This window comes from Filimonas effusa, from assembly GCF_004118675.1.
In the GTDB taxonomy this organism is placed as follows: Bacteria; Bacteroidota; Bacteroidia; order Chitinophagales; family Chitinophagaceae; genus Filimonas; species Filimonas effusa.
Window position 1 is genome coordinate 875,021 of record NZ_SDHZ01000002.1, and the last position, 21,964, is coordinate 896,984.

Sequence of the window (21,964 nt, forward strand, 5' to 3'; positions counted from 1 at the left end):
CCATTTGCTAAAAAAAGGTCTTTTTTCAAGGAAGCTTCTGAGAAGCTTTAAAGAAGCTTTAGAGATGCTTTAAGGTATATCCGGCAAAAGTGGCCTTTTTTTTAGCAAAATGCTTGTTCAAGGGTTTTTTCTTTCCACTCTTATCTTAATTCCAGGACTGCAGTGAAGTAAGCGGGTAACGGATATTGCGGTACTGCATCATATCGACCTTGATGCTGCCGACGGCTATGGGACTTTCGATACGTACGGGGATATGGTTGGGATCGTCGGTTACCCATACATTCATTTTTTCTCCTCCTTCGAAGATGGTACCTTTTACCAACAGCGGCTTAAACTTGATGGCCCTGAACTTACCGTATTTTGTTTTGATGGTTTCTTTACCGAGGTACCTGATATAAAGGCTGTAGACTTCATTATCGAGGAACATCTGGAAAGGAATTCTATCGCCGGCTTTGTATTTATCGAAATTGATGTTCCGTGCGTAATAAACGGCGCTTAATACATCCTGAATGCAGGCCGGCACTTTGAATACGCCATCGGTAGTGACGGCAGTGTTGGCCTGTTTGTTGAAAGTTACGTTCTCATGTTTTTTGTAACCGCCCTCATCCACATTACGGATGAACTTCAATGGCTGAAGCGTATTGGTATCGATAAATGATTCATATTTATCGCGCACCTTGAAGATCCAGTCGTACTTTGAGTTGGATGTGCCTGTTCCTGTAATATGAAAAACCGGTCTATTATTTAGTTTTTCGAGGTTGCAATTAAAGGAAGCGGTGCCGGCGTTAACATAGATACCTGCTACAGCGTAGAAGATATTAAAGCTGATGAACTCGCCGTTCTGGAAAGCTGTATTCCTGATGCCACAGAAGTCATCATCATCGGCAGACAGCCTTACCCAGGCCATAATGCCCAAACAAAGTGTAATAAATTTCTTCACTTATTTCTTAAATAGTTTGATACCTAATATAAACAAACTTCCGGCCAATGATGGTAATATTAAGTTAATACCCCATATACCAGCCGCTGTAGCAATAATACCAACTGTATTCGTGCTAAGCAAACCAAATAATTGTAAACTGGCCTGGCCACGCACGCCAAGTTCAGCCATGGGTATTGTAGGTACTATAGCCAGTACGAGGAATAAAACGGACACCATCCACCAGCCCTCGATCCAGCCTATATTAACCTGGAATACCTGCAGAAGCAGAAGATACTGGATGGTAAAAACAGCGAAACGGCCTATAGAAAGTGAAAGCACCCTGGTTAGTTCTTTCCAGTGAAAGGTTTCCACTTTCTGTATAAAAAATGCATATTTCGACACAAAAGGAATACGCTCCACCAAGGCTGTGATCCTGGAGAGTTTAAAATATACCAGCAGCAGCAGGATGGTACCTACAATAACGGCATACAGCAACCCATCGAACCAGAAAATGGAAAGTCCCACCAACTGAGTATCGGTATCCAGTATATTCAGGCGCAGGTAAATAAGTCCTCCTATGCCTGCGAGCAGGGTAACGATAAGCTGGCTAACACTTCCTACCAGGGTTAGTGCAATAGAGCGGAGGCGGTTTCCTTCATCCATATAGAGGATCCTGCCTACATATTCCCCTACTCTATTAGGTACGAATAAAGACAGGGCAAGGCCTGATAATACTGCTTTAAATGCCTTAAAAAGGGAAATTTCCTGAACAGGCGCCACCAGCACCTGCCATTTGCGGCCTTCAATACCCCAGTTAACGAGGCTCAACGCCACTACCAGCCAGAACTTCCATTGCTGGGGACCTTTCAGAGAACTAAGGATGGTATCCCATGACTGATGCAGATTTTCCTGGTTTTGGACGCGCCGGTAAATCACATACGACAACGCAACAAACAATATCGGTCCTACTATATAATTCAGTAATATCTTATACTTACGCTTCAGCTTCCTGTAATTTTGCTCAAACGTACATTAATTTTTCCGCTCATCGTCTTAAGAGAAGAACCGAAGCGGAATTATAGCTGCTTCCGGAAATGGATAGGCATTGTACACAGGAGAAACAGGCATAAATATCAATATCAAGTTTGAAACGTTTATTTTCACGTTGTGATTAAGAAACCCGACTATATTATTCTTGGCATTGACCCCGGCACCCTGGTAATGGGTTACGCCGTATTAGAAGTATATGGGCGGCAGGCAAGACTGCAGGTAATGGATGTTCTGAAACTGGCCCATAAGAAAGATGTATATGAGCGCCTTGAAATGATACATACCAAGGTATCGGAACTCATACAACATCACCGGCCGGATTATTTTGCTATTGAAGCGCCTTTCTTTGGTAAGAATGTGCAGAGTATGCTGAAACTTGGAAGAGCACAGGGCGTAGCTATTGCAGCTGCTATGCAGGGACGTGTGCCGGTAACTGAATACTCTCCTAAAAAGATAAAGCAATCGATCACCGGAAACGGCAGCGCCGATAAGGAACAGGTATGGAAGATGCTGCAACAGGTATTAACAATTGAAGAGCAGCCCAAGTATTTTGATGCTACAGATGCTTTGGCTGTGGCATTATGCCATCACTACCAGCAAAGCAGTCCTTTATCGAAAGCCACTAAAACATTAAAAGGCTGGGAAGAATTCATTTCTCAAAACCCCGACAGGGTAAAGATCAATCCCAGGTAAGTAAAGTCTTTTTATTATAAATGTGCCAGAATTTGTTTTTGCGCGTGTTCCAGTTCTCCGGGTGTTGCCTTTTGTTTTGAAGCCATGATATCGGCATCGGCCATGCCATTCATTGGCAACAGGTGAACGTGCGCATGCGGCACTTCAAAACCCAGTGTAAGAATATTCACCCTATCGCAAGGGAAGGCTTTTTGGATTGCCTGCGCCAAGGGTTGCGCAAAAGGCAGCAGCTCACTAAGATAACCAGCAGGCAGATCGAACAAGCGGTCTGTTTCTATTTTGGGCACAACGAGTGTATGGCCAGGCGTAGCAGGAAAAATATCAAGGAATGCGAAGAACTTATCGTTCTCCGCAATCCTGTAACAAGGAATTTCACCTGCGATAATTTTAGAAAAGAGGGTCATATCAATTAAATAGCGATATTATCTATTTTAAATTTGATAACGCCTGTAGGCGCCTGCACTTCAGCAACATCACCTTTGACTTTGCCGAGCAACCCTTTGCCAATAGGAGAACTGATAGAGATCTTACCCGCTTTCAGGTCAGCCTCTTTTTCTCCTACCAGTTGATAAGTCACTGTTTTCTTTGTAGCTATATTGGTAATGGTCACCCTTGTTAAGATAGAGACCTTACTGGTATCGATTTCATCTGTGCTTACAATACGCGCGCTGGCCACCTGGCTTTCCAGCAAAGCCATTTTGGCTTCGAGGATCCCCTGTGCTTCTTTGGCAGCGTCGTATTCCGCGTTCTCACGCAGGTCGCCCTTTTCACGTGCTTCTGCGATGGCTCTTGATGCAGCTGGCCGGTCAATCGTCTTCATCCGGTGTAACTCTTCCATCATTTTGTCTAGTGTCTCTTTAGTCACATACATGATGTCACTCATATCAGAATCGGTTTTATGAGGGATAAAAAAATAACAACGCCACACACCACGTGTAGCGTTGCCGAACTACAAAAATACAAATTAGTTTTATTTGCCAACCTTTCCGGGGTGCTTGTTATTTGTTAAAAGCAGCTTTAGCGGTTGCCGTTGAAACAGGCAGGATGGTTATTTTATTATGATCTTAGCCTAAAATATCCAGTTTGTCAAGCACCACTTTGGCCATTTTGAAATAGGCTTCGTGGCTATATCCTGCTATATGCGGCGTAACCATTACCTGGGGGAAGCTGCACAATTGCTCCAGCTGTGCTTTTTGCTCCGGGGTATGGGTTGCAAGCTTCTCATTTTCAATAACATCGACACCTGCTGCCCTGATGAGTCCCTTATCCAAGGCCCTGATTAAAGCAGCCGTATCGGTTACTTTTCCCCTGCAGGCTGTCAGGAAATAAGGTTTTTGCTGTAAGGATGCGAAGAAAGCATCATTCGCAAAGTGATGTGTTTCTTCGGTCAGTGGCAGGTGAAGGCTTACCACATCGGCATAACGGGCCAGTTGTTCGGCAGATGCTTCATGAACGTTCCCGCCGGCGAAACCAAATTTATACTTGTCGTAAGCCAGAATGGTGACATCGAAGCCTGAAAGCAGTTTCGCAAAGGCGCCGCCTGTATTACCAAAACCGATGATACCAACAGTTTTCCCGGATAGTTCCGTACCCCTGTTCTCATCGCGAAGCCACAGGCCATTCTTCACTTCATCGAAACTTGTATGCAGCTTATTCATGAGAGAAAGCAGGGTACCCAACATATGTTCGCCTACCGCGTTGCGGTTACCTTCGGGACTGCTTACGCAGGTAATGCCCTTTGATTCGGCATAAGGAACATCAATAAGCTCCATACCGCTACCCAAACGGCCAATCCACTTGAGTTGGCCGGCTTTATCGAGGATATTTTTATCGATGGTAAGTCTTGTAGTAACAATAAGACCGGTTACATCGGCAATCGCAACACCTAGTTCATCATAAGTGATCGCAGGTGTATATAATACTTCGTATCCGTTCTTTTCCAGCGTATCTGCCAGATAGGGATGCACTTTGGCAGTGACAATAACCTTAGGTCTCATAATACGTATTAATAGCTGATTACTCGTTAATTGTTGTAATGTCGTCTTTTACCTTACCCTGCATCTTAAAAGTGAGGGCGGCAAAATCACTTACCTGCAATTGTTCTGCCCGTTTTTCGAAGATGGGGTCCTGAAGTACATCAGGCAGGAACAGCGAACGCGTTGCATTACGTAGTGTTTTCCTGCGTTGGTTGAAAGCCGCTTTCACCAGTATAAAGAAGTCTCTCCCGCTGCGCATCGCAGGAACCTCATTTCTGCGCACCAACCTTATCACACCACTCATTACTTTAGGAGGCGGATTAAACGCTTCCGGCGGCACATCAAACAGGTATTCCACATTATAATAAGCCTGAACCAATACACTCAGAATGCCGTAGACCTTGTTGCCGGGCTGCGATACTACACGCTGGGCCACTTCTTTCTGGAACATACCTATAACCTCCGGCACCTGCTCTTTCCAGTCAAGTACCTTAAACAGGATCTGTGACGAAATATTATAGGGAAAATTACCAACCACCGTAAAAGCCCCTTCGAAAGGAGGCCTGGTATCCAGTATACTTTCATGAATGATCCGGCCTTTAAGAGACGGATATGTATGTTCAAGCCAGGTTACCTTTTCGGTATCCAGCTCTACCGCCTTAAAGTCAATACCGGGTAATTCTATCAGGTATTTTGTAAGCGCACCGCCACCGGGGCCCACTTCCACCAGTTGTGCGAAGGGATGTTCCTGAAGCGCTGCCACAATCTGCCGGCAAAACTGCTCGTCTTTCAGGAAATGCTGTCCTAACGATTTCTTAAGCGTGTATTGCATTGAATGTCAAAAGTAGAGGTTAAATAGCAAATGTGGAATGGTAGCTGTATTTTTACACATTAAACAGTAACGCATGAGTCATGAATTACAAAAACCGGTTATAGGCTTTAGTTGCGGCGATTTGAACGGGATTGGGATGGAGCTGATCATTAAGGCACTGAGCGACAACCGTATTTTTGATATATGCATTCCGGTGGTATTTGCAAATGGCAAGAGCCTGAACTTCTACCGGAAAGGCTTACCCGATATCAACTTCAGCTATCAGCCTGCAAAAGAGCTGAATAAGCTGAACCATAAACAACTGAATGTATTCAACTGCTGGGAAGAAGAGGTACAGATAACACCCGGCCAGCTAAACGAAACAGGTGGAAAATATGCACTGCTGTCGCTGGAACAATCAGTAGAAGCCCTGAAAGCAGGACATATTGATGGTTTGGTAACCGCACCTATTCATAAAAAGAATATACAATCAGAAAACTTCAACTACAGCGGACATACCCCCTATCTGAAAGCCATGTTTGAAGTGCAGGACGTGCTGATGCTCATGACCGCCGAAAATATGCGGGTAGGTCTTGTTACAGAGCATGTGCCCGTACAGGAAGTTGCTAAATATATCACAAGGGAAAACATCCTGAATAAACTCGATCTGCTGCATACCAGCCTGCAAAGAGATTTTGGTGTTTCCAAACCCAAAATAGCAGTCCTGGGCTTAAACCCCCACGCAGGAGATGAAGGCCTGATAGGCACTGAAGAAGAAAATATCATTAAACCCACAGTAAAAGAAGCACGTCAGAAAAACATGCTTGTTTTCGGCCCTTACAGCGCCGACGCCTTCTTTGCAAGAGGCCAGTACCAGCAGTTCGATGCTGTGCTTGCGATGTACCACGACCAGGGTCTTATCCCCTTCAAGTCATTGGCTCTTGGCGAAGGTGTAAACTATACCGCTGGTTTACCCATCGTACGCACCAGCCCCGATCATGGAACAGCTTTTGATATTGCCGGCAAGAACAAGGCCAACGCCAGTTCCTTCCTCGAAGCAATTTATACCTGTGTAGATATTATACGCACGCGCGCAGAATACGCCAATAACCACGCCAACCCGCTGAAGAAAATCAGTGCCCGTGTGTTAGCCAACGCCGTGGATGAAAAAATAGAAGAAGACAACAGCTAGTTCAATACATAACTATGATACGGATTGAAAACGACAGCCTTCAGGTGGCTATAGCACCTAAGGGAGCGGAATTACAAAGCATCGTACACAAAGGCAATTCCCTCGAATATTTGTGGAGTGGAGATCCGGCCTTTTGGGGTAAGAAAAGCCCGGTTTTGTTCCCAATAGTAGGCGGGTTGAAAAACAATCAATATACTTATGGTACTGAATCTTACCCTTTAAGCCGTCATGGTTTTGCGAGGGACATGGTGTTTGAAGTAAAATCACAGGAGCCGGCAAGCGTCACATTTGCAATTACCAGCAACGAAACAACACTGGCGGTTTATCCTTTCCATTTCTCGTTTTCAATCACCTACCGGCTCGAAGGCGAGCGCCTGCATGTTACTTACAATGTAACAAACGAAGGCAAGGAAAACATGTTGTTTTCTGTAGGCGCCCACCCGGCCTTTAAAGTGCCATTGGCAAACAATACCGGCTTTGAAGACTATTATCTTGAATTCTCTTCTGTTGAAAATACCGGCACCTGGCCGCTTTCAGCAGAAGGCCTGATAGAAGAAGAAGCCATTCCGCTTCTGAATAATACCAACACACTTTCTTTAAAGAAATCCCTGTTCTATAAAGATGCCCTGGTTTTAAAGCAATTACAGTCAAACACAATCAGCCTGAAAAGCCATCAAACACCTCATGGACTTACCATGCAGTTCGACGGATTTCCGTTTATGGGTATCTGGTCTGCCAAAGATGCCGACTTTGTTTGCCTGGAACCATGGTGCGGTATTGCCGATAGCGTATTTTCCACCGGCAACTTACTGGAGAAAGAAGGTATTAATAGCCTGAATCCGGGAACAGCCTTTGAGAGAACCTGGACTGTTTCATTTTTTTAATATTATTATGTTACAAAGCCTGCATCGAACAGATAAGGGCTTTGTAACAGCAGTGGAAACGTTTTGCATCAAATGAGTTCCCTGGGAAAATCAATGCTGTTTACAATCAGGAAACGAATCAACTGATCATGCTTATCCTTGATATCGGAGCTGCAGGTATTGGCTAAAGGACATAATACAGGCACTTCTACATCCAGTATCTCCGAAATCTTCCTCAACAAAGTAGCCTGCAACTGAGTTTTTCCATTTTCAATATCAGAATATGACTTTTGGGAAATGCCAAGCTGTAATGCCATATACTCCTGAGAGTAATCCCGGGCCCTTCGCTGCGCCCGGATCTTTGTTCCAGAAACCTTCATATTCCAGTAGTTAAGGGTATAATTTAGAAGAAAGCAGTATTGTCCGCATGTGAGGTTCTTCTCAAATTTACGATTTAATACCAGCCAAACCGGATGAAAGAAGGTATCGTATTGTTAATACTTTTTATAATTACCACCAGCCTGCATGCACAGCAGCTGAAAGGAACTGTTACTGATTACAAAGGCCGCCCCTGCCCATCTTTAGAGATCCTGGTTTCCAACAGCCAGTACCAAGCATCAACTATAAGTTCAGCATCCGGAGCATTCAGCATTACCCTCCCGGCAAAGGGTAATTATCTGCTGCTGATAAAGCAGCAGGGCCAGGTTTTATTTCAAAAGGAAATTACAGTAGATAGCATCTCTATACAAAAGCTGACTGTAAACACCAGCATTCTGGATGAAGTAACAGTATCCACTGCCATCAAAAAGAAAACCATCGAAAGAAAAACAGATCGCCTCATCTTTAATGTAGAAAATTCGATTTCTGCAGCAGGAGGTGACCTGATAGATGCCATTAAAATAACACCCGGAGTAAAATTTGTTAACGATCAGCTTTCCCTTATCGGCAGAAGCGGTGTAACCGTCTTCATCGATAACCGGCCACTACAGCTTCCCAATGAAGAACTTATTGCGTACTTAAAATCGATAAGAGCAGATGATGTAAAAAGTATTGAAGTGATCAGCAACCCTCCTGCACAATATGAAGCCGAGGGTAATAGCGGCATTATCAATATCAACCTTAAGAAATCAGGAAAACAAAGATGGAACGGCAGCGCTACAGCCGCATTCAGGCAATCAAAATACAGCAGCGCCAATGAATCAGCTCAATTGAGTTACAATAATAAAAAACTATCGGCCTATGGTAATATAAGACATTCCATGGGTACCGGATTCTTCCGCCGCGAAGAAGGAGAAATCGATTACCCCGATAAACAATACCGTTCACATAGCACTCTGAAATCTGAACAGGGAAAAAACCTCAGCCTTACAACAGGTCTGGACTATACCTTCAGCAAAAAAATCTCAGCAGGAGGACAATACATCTACAGCAATAACAATGTTACCAACGAAAACACGAATAACACCTATATCTATGGTCAGCCCAACAACCTGATTCAGACCCCAACAAACGGCAAAGCAGAAAACACAAATCATAACGGCAACATCCACTTTGCATACCAGATCGACAGCACAGGCAGTACCATCAATTTCAACGCAGATTATTTCAGCTACAGGAACCCGAAAAGTACCTTGTTTTCAACAAGGGAATATGAAGACTTTACCCGGGATATACCTGAAAAATATATCAGTGCCGATAACCGTAGTTATCAGAATATAACCAACTATGCTTTCCAGGCAGATGTTACTCAGAAACGAAATGGATATGAGTTCAATTACGGAGTAAAATACTCAGGAATTCAAAGTGATAGCTGGTTTAAATATTACGACAACACCTCAGGAACGCCCATCCTGGACGAAGGCAAAAGCAACGAATTCGACTATAAAGAACACATGCAGGCAGCTTACTTAACCGGAAGCCGGAAATGGAACAAACTCGAACTCAAAGCAGGCATCAGGCTGGAACATACAACAACAGAAGGCTATTCAGCCTCGGCATTAACCAGTAAGAATAATTACACCCGGTTATTCCCCACACTTTATGCGATGTATGATGTCACTTCAAACGTTAGCGCAGGCATTAACTATGGCAAAAGAATACAACGCCCGCGTTATACAACCCTTAATCCATTTGTCAGGTATATCAATCCATACTCAACCTCGCAGGGCAATCCATTGTTGCAGCCATACCAGACAAATAATATGGAGCTGTTTCTTCACTATAAGGATAAATGGATCACCAACCTCCACCTCAGCTGGTCCGAAAACGTATACGAACAACTAAACCATATCACCCCTTCGAATATCAATGCGGCTTTCAGGTATGAGAACTTCTTTGACCAGCTGTCTTTTGGGCTGTCGGAAACCTATACATTCTACCCGGTAAAAAGATGGGAAAGCTATAATTCAGCCGACCTCTACTACCGGGAAATAAAATCGTCCATTCCCCAAACCTCTCCCAATTGCAGCAGCTGGAGCGGCTACATTGAATCGAACAATAACCTGCAGTTAAACAAGACCAGGACACTCGCCCTTTCAATAAATTACTGGTACCAGTTTCCCGAATACTATGCCGTATATTATACAAAAGCCTACTCATGCCTGAGCATAGGATTCAGAATATTACTGGACAATAAAAAATGGACGATTGCACTGAATAGCGAGGACCTGCTGAGAAATCAAAGAATAAAAAACAACACCAGTTTCAATGGCCTTCCTTCCCGCAACTTTAATTATGAAGACAGAAGATGCATGCGTATAAGCTTACGCTACAACTTCGGCAGCGCTCAATCCGGCAGAAAAGCCTTAAATAACAGTAATGAGGAAGAACGCAACCGGTTGTAAATAATAAAAGCCCTGAACACTGCTATTCCTTTATTCAATTCATAAAAACGCCCCTAAAAAGTCAGAAGCTTTTTAGGGGCGTTTCAACTTTAAGATAAATATACCTTTCGGCACTGAGGTTATAGGTCACTGAATAGATCCCACAGTGGTGCCATATCGTCTATTGACACTGAGCCAGCATCTTCTCAGATTCTGCCAGTCCCCAATGCGGGAACAATGGCTTTGCAGGCTCAGCCTTGCCCAATGCGATTGCTTTTTCAAACAATGGCTTAGCCTTGTCTTTACCTCCGCCAAATTGTGGCGGTGTTCCAAACAAACTCATTCCCTGCAGGTAATAAAGACGCGGATTATTGGGATCCAGCTTCATTCCTTTCTGTAAAGCTGCTGACGCCTGCGCGCCGTAAGTCTGCCAGCGGCTCATAGGGTCTACCATCATCTGAACAGTAGCGATCATATTACGAACCGTACATAAATCGGCATTGTCTTCTATGCTCTCTGCTTTCGATAGCAATGCATTGGCTTTTGCTGCAATGGCATCTTTATCAGCAGTTTTGTCTGAAAACCCGATTCTTGCCTGTATCAATGCAGCGTAGTAATAGGGTAACCACTGCGTTTTTTCTGCTTCTGCAATTCTTTCAAAAGCTGCAGATAACGACTGCAGATCGGCCGATGTTTTTGCTGAATCGAATAGCGCCAGCTTTTGTTGCATCGCCTGCACATATTTATCGGACTGGGCCTGTACACTTATTATGCCACATAAGGTGAGCATCAGGAGGAAAGCTTTCATGTTTATTTTTTTAGAAAGATAATTAAAGATTGTTATTAATAATATCATCAGTTCTGTCTACGCCCCAGCTCAGGAAAATTCCTATAAGGAAAAACCGCTTGGCAGGTGGCAGTATGGGGCTTTTTACCAGGCCGCTGTAAGAATAATTGTATCCCGATACCTGTTGAGCTCCCAGCACATTGGTAACGCTGGCTAATAATACCATATTCGTTCTTGCTTTAGGATTACCGGCATTGGGTACATAGTTCATACTAAAGCCCAGGTTATGAAAGTCTTTTGTAGTTCCGGCATCGGCAATGCGATATTTCTGATTGGTCTGCTGCTGCAGGTTATAATAAGGCCGGCCTGTAGCAAAGCTATACGTAAAGTTAAACCCGGTTTTTATGCTGGTAAAGAATCGCTTCGTAACCAGGGAGACTGTATGGTCAGCTGCGAAATTGGGCGTCATCCGTTCGGGGAAATTGAGGTAATCACGTTTCGTATCGAGGTACGAATAACTGACCCAGTAATCAAAGCCCTTGATAGACTGCCTGTCGCGCCATAATACCTCTACCCCCTTTGCATAACCATCGCCATTGTTACTGTACTCCGGCGCCGTTTTTACCAGGTGTTCATATTTTTTATAATAAGCCTCCGCCCTGAATAACCGGAGACGTGTCATTTTTGTATAGTTAAGAATATAGTGGGAGGCCTTTGTATAGCGCATATCATTTCCCCTTAACTGGCTGTTCTCGGGTTTCTGGAAGAAGATCCCATAAGCCAGTGAAACCTGCGCATCTTTTGAAGTTTTATAGGCAAAGGTAGCACGAGGTGCCACGGCCATTTTATCGATGCTTGAATTATGCTCCAGGCGTCCACCAACCGTCAACGCCAGGTCGTTGGTGATATAGATATTCGACTCCGCAAACAGCGCCTTATAATGGTCGGGCAATACATAGCTGGAGTCGTTATAACTGATATTGTTACGTGAGTACCAGTATTCCGATCCAAAGCGGATATTATTGATGCCTGAAAGCCTTTTCTCCAATACCAGCCTTGCCTGAGCCGCTATCTGCTTGTTATGCAGCATAAAGTTTTTATCGCGCATCCAGAATACAGCATTTGAAAACTGCTTGTCTGCATTCGCCTGGTCCTGTACGTGCTGTGAGATATCATCCTTGTTGATGCTGAACCCCGTGCCAGCCTGCATCTTCCAGCCATTCCCTAGGTTTTCACGCCAGCTGAGATTATTATACCAGTTGTAGTTCGATAATCCGAAAGCATCTTTTAAATAAGAACTGTCTATATCTTCCCTTCTAAGCCCCAGATCACTTTTCGAGAAGGTAGTATAGTATTTGATAATACCGTTCTTTGTTTTGATCCTGAAATTAGCATCGCCGCCATGAAAGACCGGTGTTTTAAAGTAGTCGGGCTTTTGCTTCACGATATTGAAATAGGCCGTCAGGTTGGTATAGTTATAGTTAACACCCCATGACGACTTTTTATTTTTTGCAAGCTGCTGTGTACCTATACTGGCAAAAATGGGCGACAGGGAAGCATCTACTTCGGAACGCTCGGGCATATCTATGGATTCCATTACCAGTGCAGCAGAAAGCGCCTGGCCATAAAGTGCCGAATAGCCACCCGTACTGAATACCATTCCTTTGAACAGGAACGGCGAAAACCGGCCCCGCTGGGAAATATCCGGAACACTGGAAAAATAGGGGTTGTTAACCAGGGTACCATCAATAAACTGTTTGGTTTCATAACCGGTACCACCTCTTACGAATAACCCTTCCTGGTCATTTATCTGCTGGGTACCCGGAAGTGTTTTTAGAGCAGCCGTAATATCGGCATTAGCGCCGCCCGTGGTAGCCATATCCAGCGAACTCATAATATTAGCGCGCTTGGCATCACCAGCCGGAAAAGAACCCGCCGATACAACAACGGCCCTTAATTCATCGATCTGCTCTGCCAGTGAGGCATTTACCGATATGGCAGCAGTTCCCTGTATGATGATAGTTTGTTCAAAAGGTTTATATCCCATAATGGAAATAACCAGTAATTGTGCGCCTGTTTCAGTAGTCTGGAAACTATAGCGCCCCATAGAATCGGTGGTAGCGCCATCGTAAGAATTTTTTAAGGTTACCGAAGCCAAGGGTATAGGGCGGCCTTTTTTGTCTTTCACGGAGCCGCCTATCGTAACCTGCGTCCATCCGGAACATACCACTCCCAGAGCCAGGCAAAGTAAGGCGAGTTGTTTTCTCATATTATGTTTTGGTAAGGGCAGCAAACATAATAAAAAAATAAGAGCCCCGCAAAGCAGGGCTCTTAATATCACTCAAACTTCATAAAAGTACTATTTGTACTGAGGGATCAGGCTTTGAGCCAGTTCCACCATTTTGGCAACACCATCATCAGGTAAGCCGCCTTTTTTGAATTCAGCCAGTACTTCAGGAAGTTTATTTTCCATTTCCATCAGGAAGTGTTCTTCAAACGCTTTTGTTTTCCTAACTGCAACATCACGAAGCAGACCTTGTGTACCCAGGTAGATGATCGCTACTTGTTTTTCCACAGGGAACGGAGTGTACTGCGCTTGTTTCAGGATCTCCACGTTACGGGCACCTTTATCAAGAACCAGTTTGGTAGCAGCGTCGAGGTCACCACCGAATTTAGAGAAGGCTTCCATTTCGCGGTAAAGGGCCTGATCGAGTTTCAGGGTACCGGATACCTTTTTCATGGATTTGATCTGAGCGTTACCACCCACGCGGCTTACGGAGATACCTACGTTGATAGCCGGACGGATACCCGCGTTAAACAGGTTTGATTCAAGGAAGATCTGTCCGTCGGTGATAGAGATAACGTTCGTTGGGATATAAGCCGATACGTCGCCCGCCTGTGTTTCAATGATAGGCAGCGCTGTTAAGCTACCACCACCTTTCACCAGGTGTTTGATAGAATCGGGAAGATCGTTCATTTGTTTGGCGATAGAGTCGTTGTTGATCACTTTCGCAGCACGTTCCAGCAAACGGGAGTGCAAGTAGAATACGTCACCGGGATACGCTTCACGACCTGGAGGCCTTTTCAGCAGCAGCGACACCTCACGGTAAGCCACCGCTTGTTTACTCAGGTCATCATAGATGATCAAGGCAGGGCGACCGGTATCGCGGAAGAACTCGCCGATAGCAGCGCCAGCAAATGGAGCGTAGAACTGCAGCGGAGCAGGATCGCTCGCAGAAGCAGATACGATGATAGTATAAGCCATAGCGCCGGCATCCTGCAGGGTTTTCATTACACCTGCAACAGTAGATGCTTTCTGTCCTACGGCAACATAAATACAATAAACAGGTTTGCCAGCGTCATAAAACTCTTTCTGGTTGATGATGGTATCGATACAGATGGCAGTTTTACCAGTCTGACGGTCACCAATCACCAGCTCACGCTGACCACGTCCGATAGGGATCATAGCGTCGATAGCTTTCACACCTGTTTGAAGTGGTTCTTTAACGGGCTCACGGAAGATAACACCAGGCGCTTTACGCTCAAGTGGCATTTCGTACAGTTCACCGGAAACAGCACCTTTACCGTCGATAGGTTCGCCGAGGGTATCGATTACACGTCCTACCAGGCCATCACCTACTTTAATAGAGGCGATTTTACCGGTACGGCGTACGCTGTCGCCTTCTTTAATGCCCTTGCTTTCACCCATCAATACAACACCTACGTTATCTTCTTCCAGGTTAAGTGCAATAGCTTTAACGCCACTAGGGAACTCAACGAGCTCACCGGAACGAACGTTGTTCAAACCATATACACGGGCAATACCGTCGCCCACCTGGAGCACAGTACCCACTTCTTCCAGATCAGCTGAAGCATTGAAATTGCTCAGTTGTTGCCTCAATATCGCTGAGATCTCATCGGGTTTTATTTCAACCATATTATTGAAGTTTGAGAGTTTTAAATTTTTATACTAGCCAACTTTACTGCTGTACAGGTTCTGGCTAAATTGTTTTTTGATATCCTCGAGGTCGCGCTTAACAGAAGCATCCACCCTTTTGTTATCGAACTCAATTACGAAACCGCCTATGAGCTCTTCATCAACGGCATGTTTAAGCTGGATATTAGGCAAACCGGTTTCTGTTTTGATCCTTTCGGAGATAGCGTTTTTCACGTCGTCACCTACAGGAACGGCTGTAATGAACTTAACGGGATGAATATTCTTCATCGCATCATATTGTTCGATAAAAGCCTGTGCAATTTCAGGAAGTACGCTTTCACGTCCTTTAACGGTAAGTAAGCGGATAAAGGCGGCCGTTAATTCAGAAACGTTGGGAACAACCACAGCGTTAATAATAGCCAGCTTTTTATCGGCTTTAATAATGGGACTGCGCAGCAGGTTAGTGAATTCCCGGCTGGCTTTACATACCGCCTGCAGATACATCACGTCGTTATAAACCTGTTCCAGCTGAGCTTTCTCAGTAGCCAGATCTATAAGGCTCTTTGCGTATCTGCCGGCTAAACGTGGATTATGCATGATTAATTCAGTTTAACGCCGTCAGCCAGCTGCTTGATATAATTTTCCTGTTCTGCTTTATTAGCCAGTTCTTTACGCAGCACTTTTTCAGCTACATCGATCACCAGGGCACCCACCTGATTTTTAACTTCAGTCAATGCCTTGTTCTTCTGCTGTTCAATAGCATTTTGAGCGTCGGTCAGAATACGGTCGTATTCCGTCTTTGCTTTCTCTTTAGCATCAGTCACCAGTTTGTCAGCAGTTTCTTTCGCATCTTTCAGCAGAGCCGCTCTTTCTTCACGTGCTTTTGCCAGCAGGGCCTCATTTTCGTTCTTCAGCTGTGCCATTTCGGCTTTCACTTTTTCAGCAGAAGCTATAGAAGAAGCGATATTGTCTTCCCTGTCTTTGAGGCTTGTCAAAATAGGCTTCCAGGCAAACTTCTTAAGGATAAGAAGCACTACGATAAACGCAATCAGCGACCAGAAGATAATCCCTAACCCAGGTAATAACAGTTCCATGTTTATATGATGATTTGCTTATGAGCTAAAATATACTGCATCTTCGGCCCTGTGCGTCAGATGCAGTAATGTTTTGTTCGGGGTAATTGACTAGTTTGATAAAACAGCCAATAAACCTGCGATAACTGCGAACAGGGCAACACCCTCGATGAACGCAGCAGTCAGGATCATGTTACCACGAATGTCGTTTGCAGCTTCGGGCTGACGAGCAATAGATTCTACTGCACCTTTACCGATCTGACCGATACCGATACCAGCACCAATTGCTGCTAAACCAGCGCCAATAGCACCACCCAGTTGAGCAGTACCAGCTTCCAGTAAAATGTTCATTAAAGACATACTGTGTGATTTTGAATTATAAAAGAGTTGTTTCTATTGTTGTTTGAATTATTACAGCGCAAAAACCTCCTCGTCGTGGTGACCGTGCTTGTCATCGTGACCATGACCTGATTCAAAGGCCTGGCCAATGAATACAGCGGTAAGGTTGGTAAAGATGAACGCCTGGATAAAGGCAACCAGTATTTCGATCATATAGATGAATACGGAGAATGCAACAGATACGGGAGAAAAACCCCAACCTGCTACCGGGCTCATATTACCGAAGATAAAGATCAGCGAAACGAAGCTGAGGATTACAATGTGTCCTGCAGTCATGTTCGCAAAAAGACGAATCATGAGGGCTGCGGGTTTGATGAATACACCAAGTAATTCTACAGGGATCAGGATCAGTTTCACCAAAAAAGGCACCCCCGGAGGCCAGAAGATATGACCCCAGAAATGACTGTTGGTGCTAAACAGGATAACAAGAAGTGAGACAACCGCAAGTACAGCAGTAAAGGCAATATTACCTGTTACATTCGCTGAACCCGGAATCAATCCTATTACGTTATTGATAAAGATGAAGAAAAATACGGTAAGCAGGTAAGGCATGTATTTTTCATGTTTACCATGCAGGTTGGGCCTGGCTACATCGTCGCGAACAAAAGTGATAGCCACTTCTACAACGTTCTGGAAGCCGGATGGCGCTTTATGAGCACCGTTGGTTTTATATTTTTTAGCTACCGATAACATGATCACCAGCAGCAGGATAACACCAATGAACATTTGTACCACATTCTTGGTAAGAGAGAAATCGTACACTTTTACAGATTCATCGGCGGAACCATCTTCCTTTACAGGAATGATCTTGTTCTTTTCGAGTTTGTATCCCTCATGGATCTCGTGTCCGCCATGACCGAATGCTGAAGAGGAGAAGGTAGACAACCCTCTTTCAGGAGAGTACAGGATAATAGGCAAAGGAATAGAAGCGTGAAAATCACCTACCGTAAAGAAATGAAACTCATGAGCGTCAAGAACGTGTTCGATGATAGTTTCACCGGCATTGAACTTACCAGGCTCTTCTGTGGCATGGTGCGCAGCGGTTGCTTCATGTTGCTCATTTTCCTGTGCAAAAGAAGCATTAGGGAAAAATCCGATTAAAAGGCTAAAAGCCGCTGCCAGTAGGTATTTTATGCTTTTGAACGCCATACGATCCTCAAATTTGGCCGCAAAGATAGGAGTTGGGCCACGAAAAAAAAATGAAACTTGTCGTGTTATGGGCGAAATTCTAAGAAACTTGTCCCCCTGCCTGTTTTTCAAACTGCATGCTATGCAGGGTAGCGTAAAATCCACACATTGCCAGCAGTTCGGAATGTGTTCCCATTTCCCTGATCTCTCCCTTATCGAGCACGATGATCTTATCGGCTTTGCGGATAGTGGACAGGCGGTGGGCTATCACAATCGAAGTCCTGTCTGCTATAAGGGTATCAATGGCGTGCTGGATAAGCAACTCACTTTCGGTATCGATAGAGGAGGTAGCCTCGTCGAGGATCAGCACGGCGGGATTATAAAGCAGCGCCCGTATGAAAGAGATCAGCTGCCGTTGCCCCAGGCTGAGCGTTGTGCCTCTTTCCATAACGTTATAGCTGTATCCCCCGGGCAATTGCATGATAAAATCGTGTACCCCTATCATTTTAGCAGCCTGCACTACCTGCTCCTTGGTAATATCCGGGTTGCGAAGCGTAATATTCTCCAATACCGACCCCGAAAAAAGGAATACATCCTGTAATACCACCCCTATGCTGCCACGAAGCTTGTTAAGCTGGTAGTCTTCAATATTTACGCCATCGAGCGTAATGGAGCCGTGCTGGATATGATACAACCGGTTGAGGAGGCTGATAACAGACGTTTTCCCGCTCCCGGTATGTCCTACCAGGGCCACTGTTTCGCCGGGTTTTACATCGAAATTGATATTCTTAAGAACGTAATTGGGCTCATTATAGGCAAAAGAAACATTGTTAAATGCCAGGGCGCCTTTTACTACCGGAGGGTCATAGCTTCCTTCTTTCTTTATATAATCCTCATTATCAAGCACTTTAAAGATCCTTTCGGCAGCCACCATCCCCATTTGTATCACATTGAACTTATCGGCGATAACGCGCAACGGCCTGAAGATCTGGTTGAGGTATAGTATAAAGGCTATCAGCAAACCCGCTTCCAGCTGCTTACCTGCCACCCACCAAACCAGGATACCAGTGCTTACCGCCAGTACCACTTCCACAACAGGAAAAAAGATTGAATAGGCAAAAATTGCTTTGATATTGGCGTTTCTATGATCGCGGTTGATGTCCCGGAATTTACGATACTCACGGCCCTCCGAAGCAAAAGCCTGTACCAGATGCATACCCGTGATATGCTCCTGTGCAAAAGCATTGAGCGCCGCTACCGCATTACGCACTTTAATAAAGCTCTTGTTAACGCTTTCCTTAAAATAGTACGTAGCAATGATCATGATAGGGAAAGGAATCAGGCTTACAAGCGTAAGCTTCCAGTTGATCCATAACATGGTTGCCAGCGTAATGATGATGGAAAGCAGGTCCGAGATAATGGGAATCAACCCGTCGGAAAAAATGTCGTTGATATTTTCAATGTCGTTAATCGTGCGGGTGGTAAGCGTACCAATGGGTGTGGTATCGAATTGCTTTAGGTTGAGCTTTAATATTTTACGAAACACAGTAGTTCTCATATCCTTCACCACGCTCTGCCCCATCCACGAGGTGATGAAGCTGAAACTAAAGCGCACAGTGGTTTCAATGAATATGAAAATGACCTGGAAAATGGTCACTGCGATAATAAAACGGGAGGCATCGCTGAGATCGGTGTTAAAGAGCACCCATTCCAGCCATTGAGGCACATGAACAGATTTTCCTGTAGCCTTATCTATCGTAAGTTGTATGAGCAACGGACGCACAGGTGTAAAAACGGCAAGTACAATGGCAAGTACAATACTCGCCACCAGTTGAATACGGTACGGTTTTACAAATACGAATACGCTGCGTAACAGAGAAAAATCGAAAATCTTTTTTTTTGCACCCTCGTTCATGATGATGGGCCAAAGGTAATAAGTTAGCGGAAAGCAGCCTGCTTTTTCGTAAATTCGTATTTAATATGCAGGAAACGCAACCGACAGTACCCGAACAGGTTTTACCGAAATATACGCTAACAGAGGAGCAGGAAAAGAAAGAGATTCTGCGGCATTATCGTGCTTTATTGCGAAGCTTACGTCCCAAATTAAAAAGAGGCGACAAGGAGTTATTACGACGCGCATTTGAAATGGCTGTGGATGCCCACAAAACCATGCGTCGGAAAAGCGGGGAACCCTATATTCTTCACCCGCTGGCGGTAGCGTCTATCTGCGTTGAAGAAATAGGCCTGGGTATAAGGTCCACTATCTGTGCCTTGCTGCACGATACGGTAGAAGATACCGATATCACACTGGATGATGTTGAACGGGAATTTGGCAATGAAATAGCCCGGATCGTTGACGGGCTGACCAAGATCTCCAATGTAATGGATACCAACTCCAGTCAGCAGGCAGACAATTTCAAAAAGATATTGATGACCCTTACGGATGATCCGAGGGTAATTCTGATAAAACTGGCCGACCGTTTACATAATATGCGTACGCTCGACTATATGAAGCGCGAAAAGCAGCTGAAAATAGCCAGCGAAACCATTTGGGTATACGCTCCCCTCGCGCACCGCATGGGTCTTTACGCTATCAAGACAGAAATGGAAGATCTGTCTATGAAGTATATGGAACCCCAGCAATACAAGGAAATTGCACGTAAGCTGGCCGAAACAAAACGGGAACGTACACGCTACATCAATGAATTTGTAAAGCCATTAAAGGATAAACTGGTACGTGCCGGTTTCGACTTTGAGATCTATGGCCGCCCCAAGAGCATACATTCCATTTGGAACAAGATCAAGAAAAAAGGAGTTGCCTTTGAAGAGGTATATGATCTTTTTGCAATACGGGTCATCCTAAATTCCGCTCCTGAAAAGGAAAAAGAAGAATGCTGGAAAGTGTATTCCATGATCACCGACGAATATACCCCCTCGCCGGAACGCCTGCGCGACTGGCTCAGCAATCCCAAAAGCAATGGTTACGAAGCGCTGCACACTACTGTAATGGGCCCGCAGGGCAAATGGGTAGAAGTACAGATCCGGACCAAAAGGATGAACGAAATTGCCGAAAAAGGCCTCGCTGCCCACTATAAATACAAAGAAGGCAGCGGCGATGAGGACCGCTTCGACAAATGGTTCACCCAGATCCGTGAAGTGATCAGCGGACAGGATACCGATAGCGTCGATTTTCTGCAGGATTTCAAAACCAGCTTCCTGGCAGAGGAGATTTACGTTTATACCCCTAAAGGCGACGTAAAAATGCTGCCTGTTGGTTCCACCGCCCTGGATTTCGCCTTTTCAATTCACTCCGCTATCGGCAGTAAGTGTATTGGCGCCAAGGTAAACCATAAACTGGTGCCCATAGGCCATAAGCTGCGCAGTGGCGATCAGATAGAGATCATCACCAGCAATAAGCAGAAACCTCATGAAGACTGGCTGAACCTGGTAGTAACGGCGAAAGCCAAGAGCAAGATCAAGGACGCCCTGAAAGAGGAAAAGCGGAAAATAGCCGAAGAAGGCAAATACATTGCACAGCGGAAAATTGAAGGTGTAGGAGCCGCATTCAACCAGCATAATATAGAAGAACTGGTAAGCTTTTACAAGCTCCCCAGTCAGTTAGACCTTTTTTATAATATCACCGTCAAATTAATTGACTTAAAGGAACTTAAAGATTTTCAGGTCCTGGGCGACCGGCTGGAACCACCCAAACCCGTTAAACCGGTCACAGAAGCTAAAACCGAGCACACCGAATATAAACCAACGCATAATAAAAAGGATTCAGAGCTCATTATCTTCGGCGAAAGCAGCGACAAGATCATGTATAGTCTTGCCAAATGCTGTAATCCTATTCCGGGCGACGATGTCTTCGGTTTTGTAAGTACAGGTAAAGGACTGATCATTCACCGTACTACCTGCCCCAATGCAACACAAATGATGGCCAATTACAGCCATCGTATTGTAAAAACCAAATGGGCCAAGAATAAGGAGATTTCGTTCCTTACCGGAATTAAGCTGGTAGGACTGGACGACGTAGGGGTTATTAATAAGATCACTAATGTGATCAGTGGTGAATTACGGATCAATATAGCCGGATTAACAATTGAATCGAAGGAAGGCCTGTTCCAGGGCTCTATAAAGGTATTTGTACACGACAAAGAAGAGCTGGACGAACTGGTGAACCGTTTAAAGCAGCTTAACGGCATACAAACGGTTGATCGTTTCGATACGGAAGAGATCCAGTAAAAAAGCGGGCCGGAACAGCGGCCCGATAGGCAGTTGGAGAGTTACGGCATTATTTGACTGGGAATT

The 21,964-nt window shown here is 44.8% G+C and carries 20 protein-coding genes; 5 read left to right on the forward strand and 15 right to left on the reverse strand.

Annotation, left to right across the window (positions count from 1 at the left end):
* Window positions 1–145: 145 nt before the first annotated feature.
* Both ESB13_RS14815 and ESB13_RS14820 read right to left on the reverse strand, forming a co-directional pair.
* Window positions 146–940 (reverse strand): DUF3108 domain-containing protein, encoded by a 795-nt coding sequence (locus ESB13_RS14815; RefSeq protein ID WP_246022555.1) that lies wholly within the window; start codon window positions 938–940, stop codon window positions 146–148.
* Window positions 941–1,867, reverse strand: coding sequence for a lysylphosphatidylglycerol synthase domain-containing protein (locus ESB13_RS14820; protein ID WP_164974223.1), 927 nt, complete (start codon window positions 1,865–1,867; stop codon window positions 941–943). It abuts the gene before it with no gap.
* A 222-nt stretch (window positions 1,868–2,089) separates the two neighbouring features.
* Here ESB13_RS14820 and ruvC point away from each other — a divergent pair, with 222 nt between their 5' ends.
* Window positions 2,090–2,665 carry a crossover junction endodeoxyribonuclease RuvC gene (gene ruvC / locus ESB13_RS14825; protein WP_246022557.1) on the forward strand — a complete coding sequence of 192 codons (576 nt, stop codon included), beginning with the start codon at window positions 2,090–2,092 and terminating at the stop codon, window positions 2,663–2,665.
* Between the two features lie 14 nt (window positions 2,666–2,679).
* Here ruvC and ESB13_RS14830 read toward each other — a convergent pair whose 3' ends face one another.
* The 4 genes from ESB13_RS14830 to rsmA form a co-directional block, all read right to left on the reverse strand.
* Window positions 2,680–3,069 carry an HIT family protein gene (locus tag ESB13_RS14830; protein ID WP_129004420.1) on the reverse strand — a complete coding sequence of 130 codons (390 nt, stop codon included), beginning with the start codon at window positions 3,067–3,069 and terminating at the stop codon, window positions 2,680–2,682.
* Between the two features lie 5 nt (window positions 3,070–3,074).
* Complete coding sequence (gene greA, locus ESB13_RS14835) at window positions 3,075–3,548, reverse strand: transcription elongation factor GreA (RefSeq protein ID WP_129004421.1); 474 nt, start codon at window positions 3,546–3,548, stop codon at window positions 3,075–3,077.
* A 181-nt stretch (window positions 3,549–3,729) separates the two neighbouring features.
* A complete protein-coding gene (locus ESB13_RS14840) occupies window positions 3,730–4,662 on the reverse strand; it encodes an NAD(P)-dependent oxidoreductase (protein ID WP_129004422.1) in 933 nt (310 codons plus the stop codon).
* A gap of 19 nt (window positions 4,663–4,681) precedes the next feature.
* Entirely contained in the window at window positions 4,682–5,473 is a 792-nt protein-coding gene (gene rsmA, locus ESB13_RS14845) for a 16S rRNA (adenine(1518)-N(6)/adenine(1519)-N(6))-dimethyltransferase RsmA (RefSeq protein WP_129004423.1), read from the reverse strand.
* A 73-nt stretch (window positions 5,474–5,546) separates the two neighbouring features.
* Here rsmA and pdxA point away from each other — a divergent pair, with 73 nt between their 5' ends.
* Window positions 5,547–6,644 (forward strand): 4-hydroxythreonine-4-phosphate dehydrogenase PdxA, encoded by a 1,098-nt coding sequence (gene pdxA / locus ESB13_RS14850; protein WP_129004424.1) that lies wholly within the window; start codon window positions 5,547–5,549, stop codon window positions 6,642–6,644.
* A 14-nt stretch (window positions 6,645–6,658) separates the two neighbouring features.
* Window positions 6,659–7,528 carry an aldose 1-epimerase family protein gene (locus tag ESB13_RS14855; RefSeq protein WP_129004425.1) on the forward strand — a complete coding sequence of 290 codons (870 nt, stop codon included), beginning with the start codon at window positions 6,659–6,661 and terminating at the stop codon, window positions 7,526–7,528.
* Between the two features lie 68 nt (window positions 7,529–7,596).
* Here ESB13_RS14855 and ESB13_RS14860 read toward each other — a convergent pair whose 3' ends face one another.
* Window positions 7,597–7,887 carry a helix-turn-helix domain-containing protein gene (locus tag ESB13_RS14860; protein WP_129004426.1) on the reverse strand — a complete coding sequence of 97 codons (291 nt, stop codon included), beginning with the start codon at window positions 7,885–7,887 and terminating at the stop codon, window positions 7,597–7,599.
* Window positions 7,888–7,980: 93 nt separating this feature from the next.
* Between ESB13_RS14860 and ESB13_RS14865 the strand changes: the two genes are divergently transcribed.
* Window positions 7,981–10,350 carry an outer membrane beta-barrel family protein gene (locus ESB13_RS14865; RefSeq protein WP_129004427.1) on the forward strand — a complete coding sequence of 790 codons (2,370 nt, stop codon included), beginning with the start codon at window positions 7,981–7,983 and terminating at the stop codon, window positions 10,348–10,350.
* 160 nt (window positions 10,351–10,510) lie between these two features.
* Here the strand turns inward: ESB13_RS14865 and ESB13_RS14870 are convergent, their stop codons facing one another.
* The 8 genes from ESB13_RS14870 to ESB13_RS14905 all read right to left on the reverse strand — a co-directional run bounded on the left by ESB13_RS14870 (window position 10,511) and on the right by ESB13_RS14905 (window position 19,568).
* Entirely contained in the window at window positions 10,511–11,137 is a 627-nt protein-coding gene (locus tag ESB13_RS14870; protein ID WP_129004428.1) for a hypothetical protein, read from the reverse strand.
* A gap of 22 nt (window positions 11,138–11,159) precedes the next feature.
* A complete protein-coding gene (locus ESB13_RS14875) occupies window positions 11,160–13,385 on the reverse strand; it encodes a TonB-dependent receptor (RefSeq protein WP_129004429.1) in 2,226 nt (741 codons plus the stop codon).
* A gap of 90 nt (window positions 13,386–13,475) precedes the next feature.
* Entirely contained in the window at window positions 13,476–15,053 is a 1,578-nt protein-coding gene (atpA, locus tag ESB13_RS14880) for a F0F1 ATP synthase subunit alpha (protein WP_129004430.1), read from the reverse strand.
* Between the two features lie 33 nt (window positions 15,054–15,086).
* Entirely contained in the window at window positions 15,087–15,650 is a 564-nt protein-coding gene (atpH, locus tag ESB13_RS14885; RefSeq protein WP_129004431.1) for an ATP synthase F1 subunit delta, read from the reverse strand.
* Window positions 15,651–15,652: 2 nt separating this feature from the next.
* Window positions 15,653–16,147 (reverse strand): F0F1 ATP synthase subunit B, encoded by a 495-nt coding sequence (gene atpF / locus ESB13_RS14890; protein WP_129004432.1) that lies wholly within the window; start codon window positions 16,145–16,147, stop codon window positions 15,653–15,655.
* Between the two features lie 90 nt (window positions 16,148–16,237).
* Window positions 16,238–16,486: an ATP synthase F0 subunit C gene (gene atpE / locus ESB13_RS14895; protein WP_129004433.1), complete on the reverse strand. Its 249-nt coding sequence runs from the start codon at window positions 16,484–16,486 to the stop codon at window positions 16,238–16,240.
* A 51-nt stretch (window positions 16,487–16,537) separates the two neighbouring features.
* Complete coding sequence (gene atpB / locus ESB13_RS14900) at window positions 16,538–17,674, reverse strand: F0F1 ATP synthase subunit A (RefSeq protein WP_129004434.1); 1,137 nt, start codon at window positions 17,672–17,674, stop codon at window positions 16,538–16,540.
* Window positions 17,675–17,753: 79 nt separating this feature from the next.
* A complete protein-coding gene (locus tag ESB13_RS14905; protein ID WP_129004435.1) occupies window positions 17,754–19,568 on the reverse strand; it encodes an ABC transporter ATP-binding protein in 1,815 nt (604 codons plus the stop codon).
* A 65-nt stretch (window positions 19,569–19,633) separates the two neighbouring features.
* Between ESB13_RS14905 and ESB13_RS14910 the strand changes: the two genes are divergently transcribed.
* On the forward strand, window positions 19,634–21,898 hold the full coding sequence (locus tag ESB13_RS14910; RefSeq protein WP_129004436.1) for a RelA/SpoT family protein: 2,265 nt from the start codon (window positions 19,634–19,636) through the stop codon (window positions 21,896–21,898).
* Window positions 21,899–21,964 lie beyond the last annotated feature (66 nt).

Coding starts and splice junctions, on each gene's coding strand:
- ESB13_RS14830 (WP_129004420.1), bottom strand. CDS start 3,069: ATGACCCTCTTTTCTAAAATTATCGCAGGTGAAATTCCTTGTTACAGG.
- greA (WP_129004421.1), bottom strand. CDS start 3,548: ATGAGTGACATCATGTATGTGACTAAAGAGACACTAGACAAAATGATG.
- ESB13_RS14840 (WP_129004422.1), bottom strand. CDS start 4,662: ATGAGACCTAAGGTTATTGTCACTGCCAAAGTGCATCCCTATCTGGCA.
- rsmA (WP_129004423.1), bottom strand. CDS start 5,473: ATGCAATACACGCTTAAGAAATCGTTAGGACAGCATTTCCTGAAAGAC.
- pdxA (WP_129004424.1), top strand. CDS start 5,547: ATGAGTCATGAATTACAAAAACCGGTTATAGGCTTTAGTTGCGGCGAT.
- ESB13_RS14855 (WP_129004425.1), top strand. CDS start 6,659: ATGATACGGATTGAAAACGACAGCCTTCAGGTGGCTATAGCACCTAAG.
- ESB13_RS14860 (WP_129004426.1), bottom strand. CDS start 7,887: ATGAAGGTTTCTGGAACAAAGATCCGGGCGCAGCGAAGGGCCCGGGAT.
- ESB13_RS14865 (WP_129004427.1), top strand. CDS start 7,981: ATGAAAGAAGGTATCGTATTGTTAATACTTTTTATAATTACCACCAGC.
- ESB13_RS14870 (WP_129004428.1), bottom strand. CDS start 11,137: ATGAAAGCTTTCCTCCTGATGCTCACCTTATGTGGCATAATAAGTGTA.
- ESB13_RS14875 (WP_129004429.1), bottom strand. CDS start 13,385: ATGAGAAAACAACTCGCCTTACTTTGCCTGGCTCTGGGAGTGGTATGT.
- atpA (WP_129004430.1), bottom strand. CDS start 15,053: ATGGTTGAAATAAAACCCGATGAGATCTCAGCGATATTGAGGCAACAA.
- atpH (WP_129004431.1), bottom strand. CDS start 15,650: ATGCATAATCCACGTTTAGCCGGCAGATACGCAAAGAGCCTTATAGAT.
- atpF (WP_129004432.1), bottom strand. CDS start 16,147: ATGGAACTGTTATTACCTGGGTTAGGGATTATCTTCTGGTCGCTGATT.
- atpE (WP_129004433.1), bottom strand. CDS start 16,486: ATGTCTTTAATGAACATTTTACTGGAAGCTGGTACTGCTCAACTGGGT.
- atpB (WP_129004434.1), bottom strand. CDS start 17,674: ATGGCGTTCAAAAGCATAAAATACCTACTGGCAGCGGCTTTTAGCCTT.
- ESB13_RS14905 (WP_129004435.1), bottom strand. CDS start 19,568: ATGAACGAGGGTGCAAAAAAAAAGATTTTCGATTTTTCTCTGTTACGC.
- ESB13_RS14910 (WP_129004436.1), top strand. CDS start 19,634: ATGCAGGAAACGCAACCGACAGTACCCGAACAGGTTTTACCGAAATAT.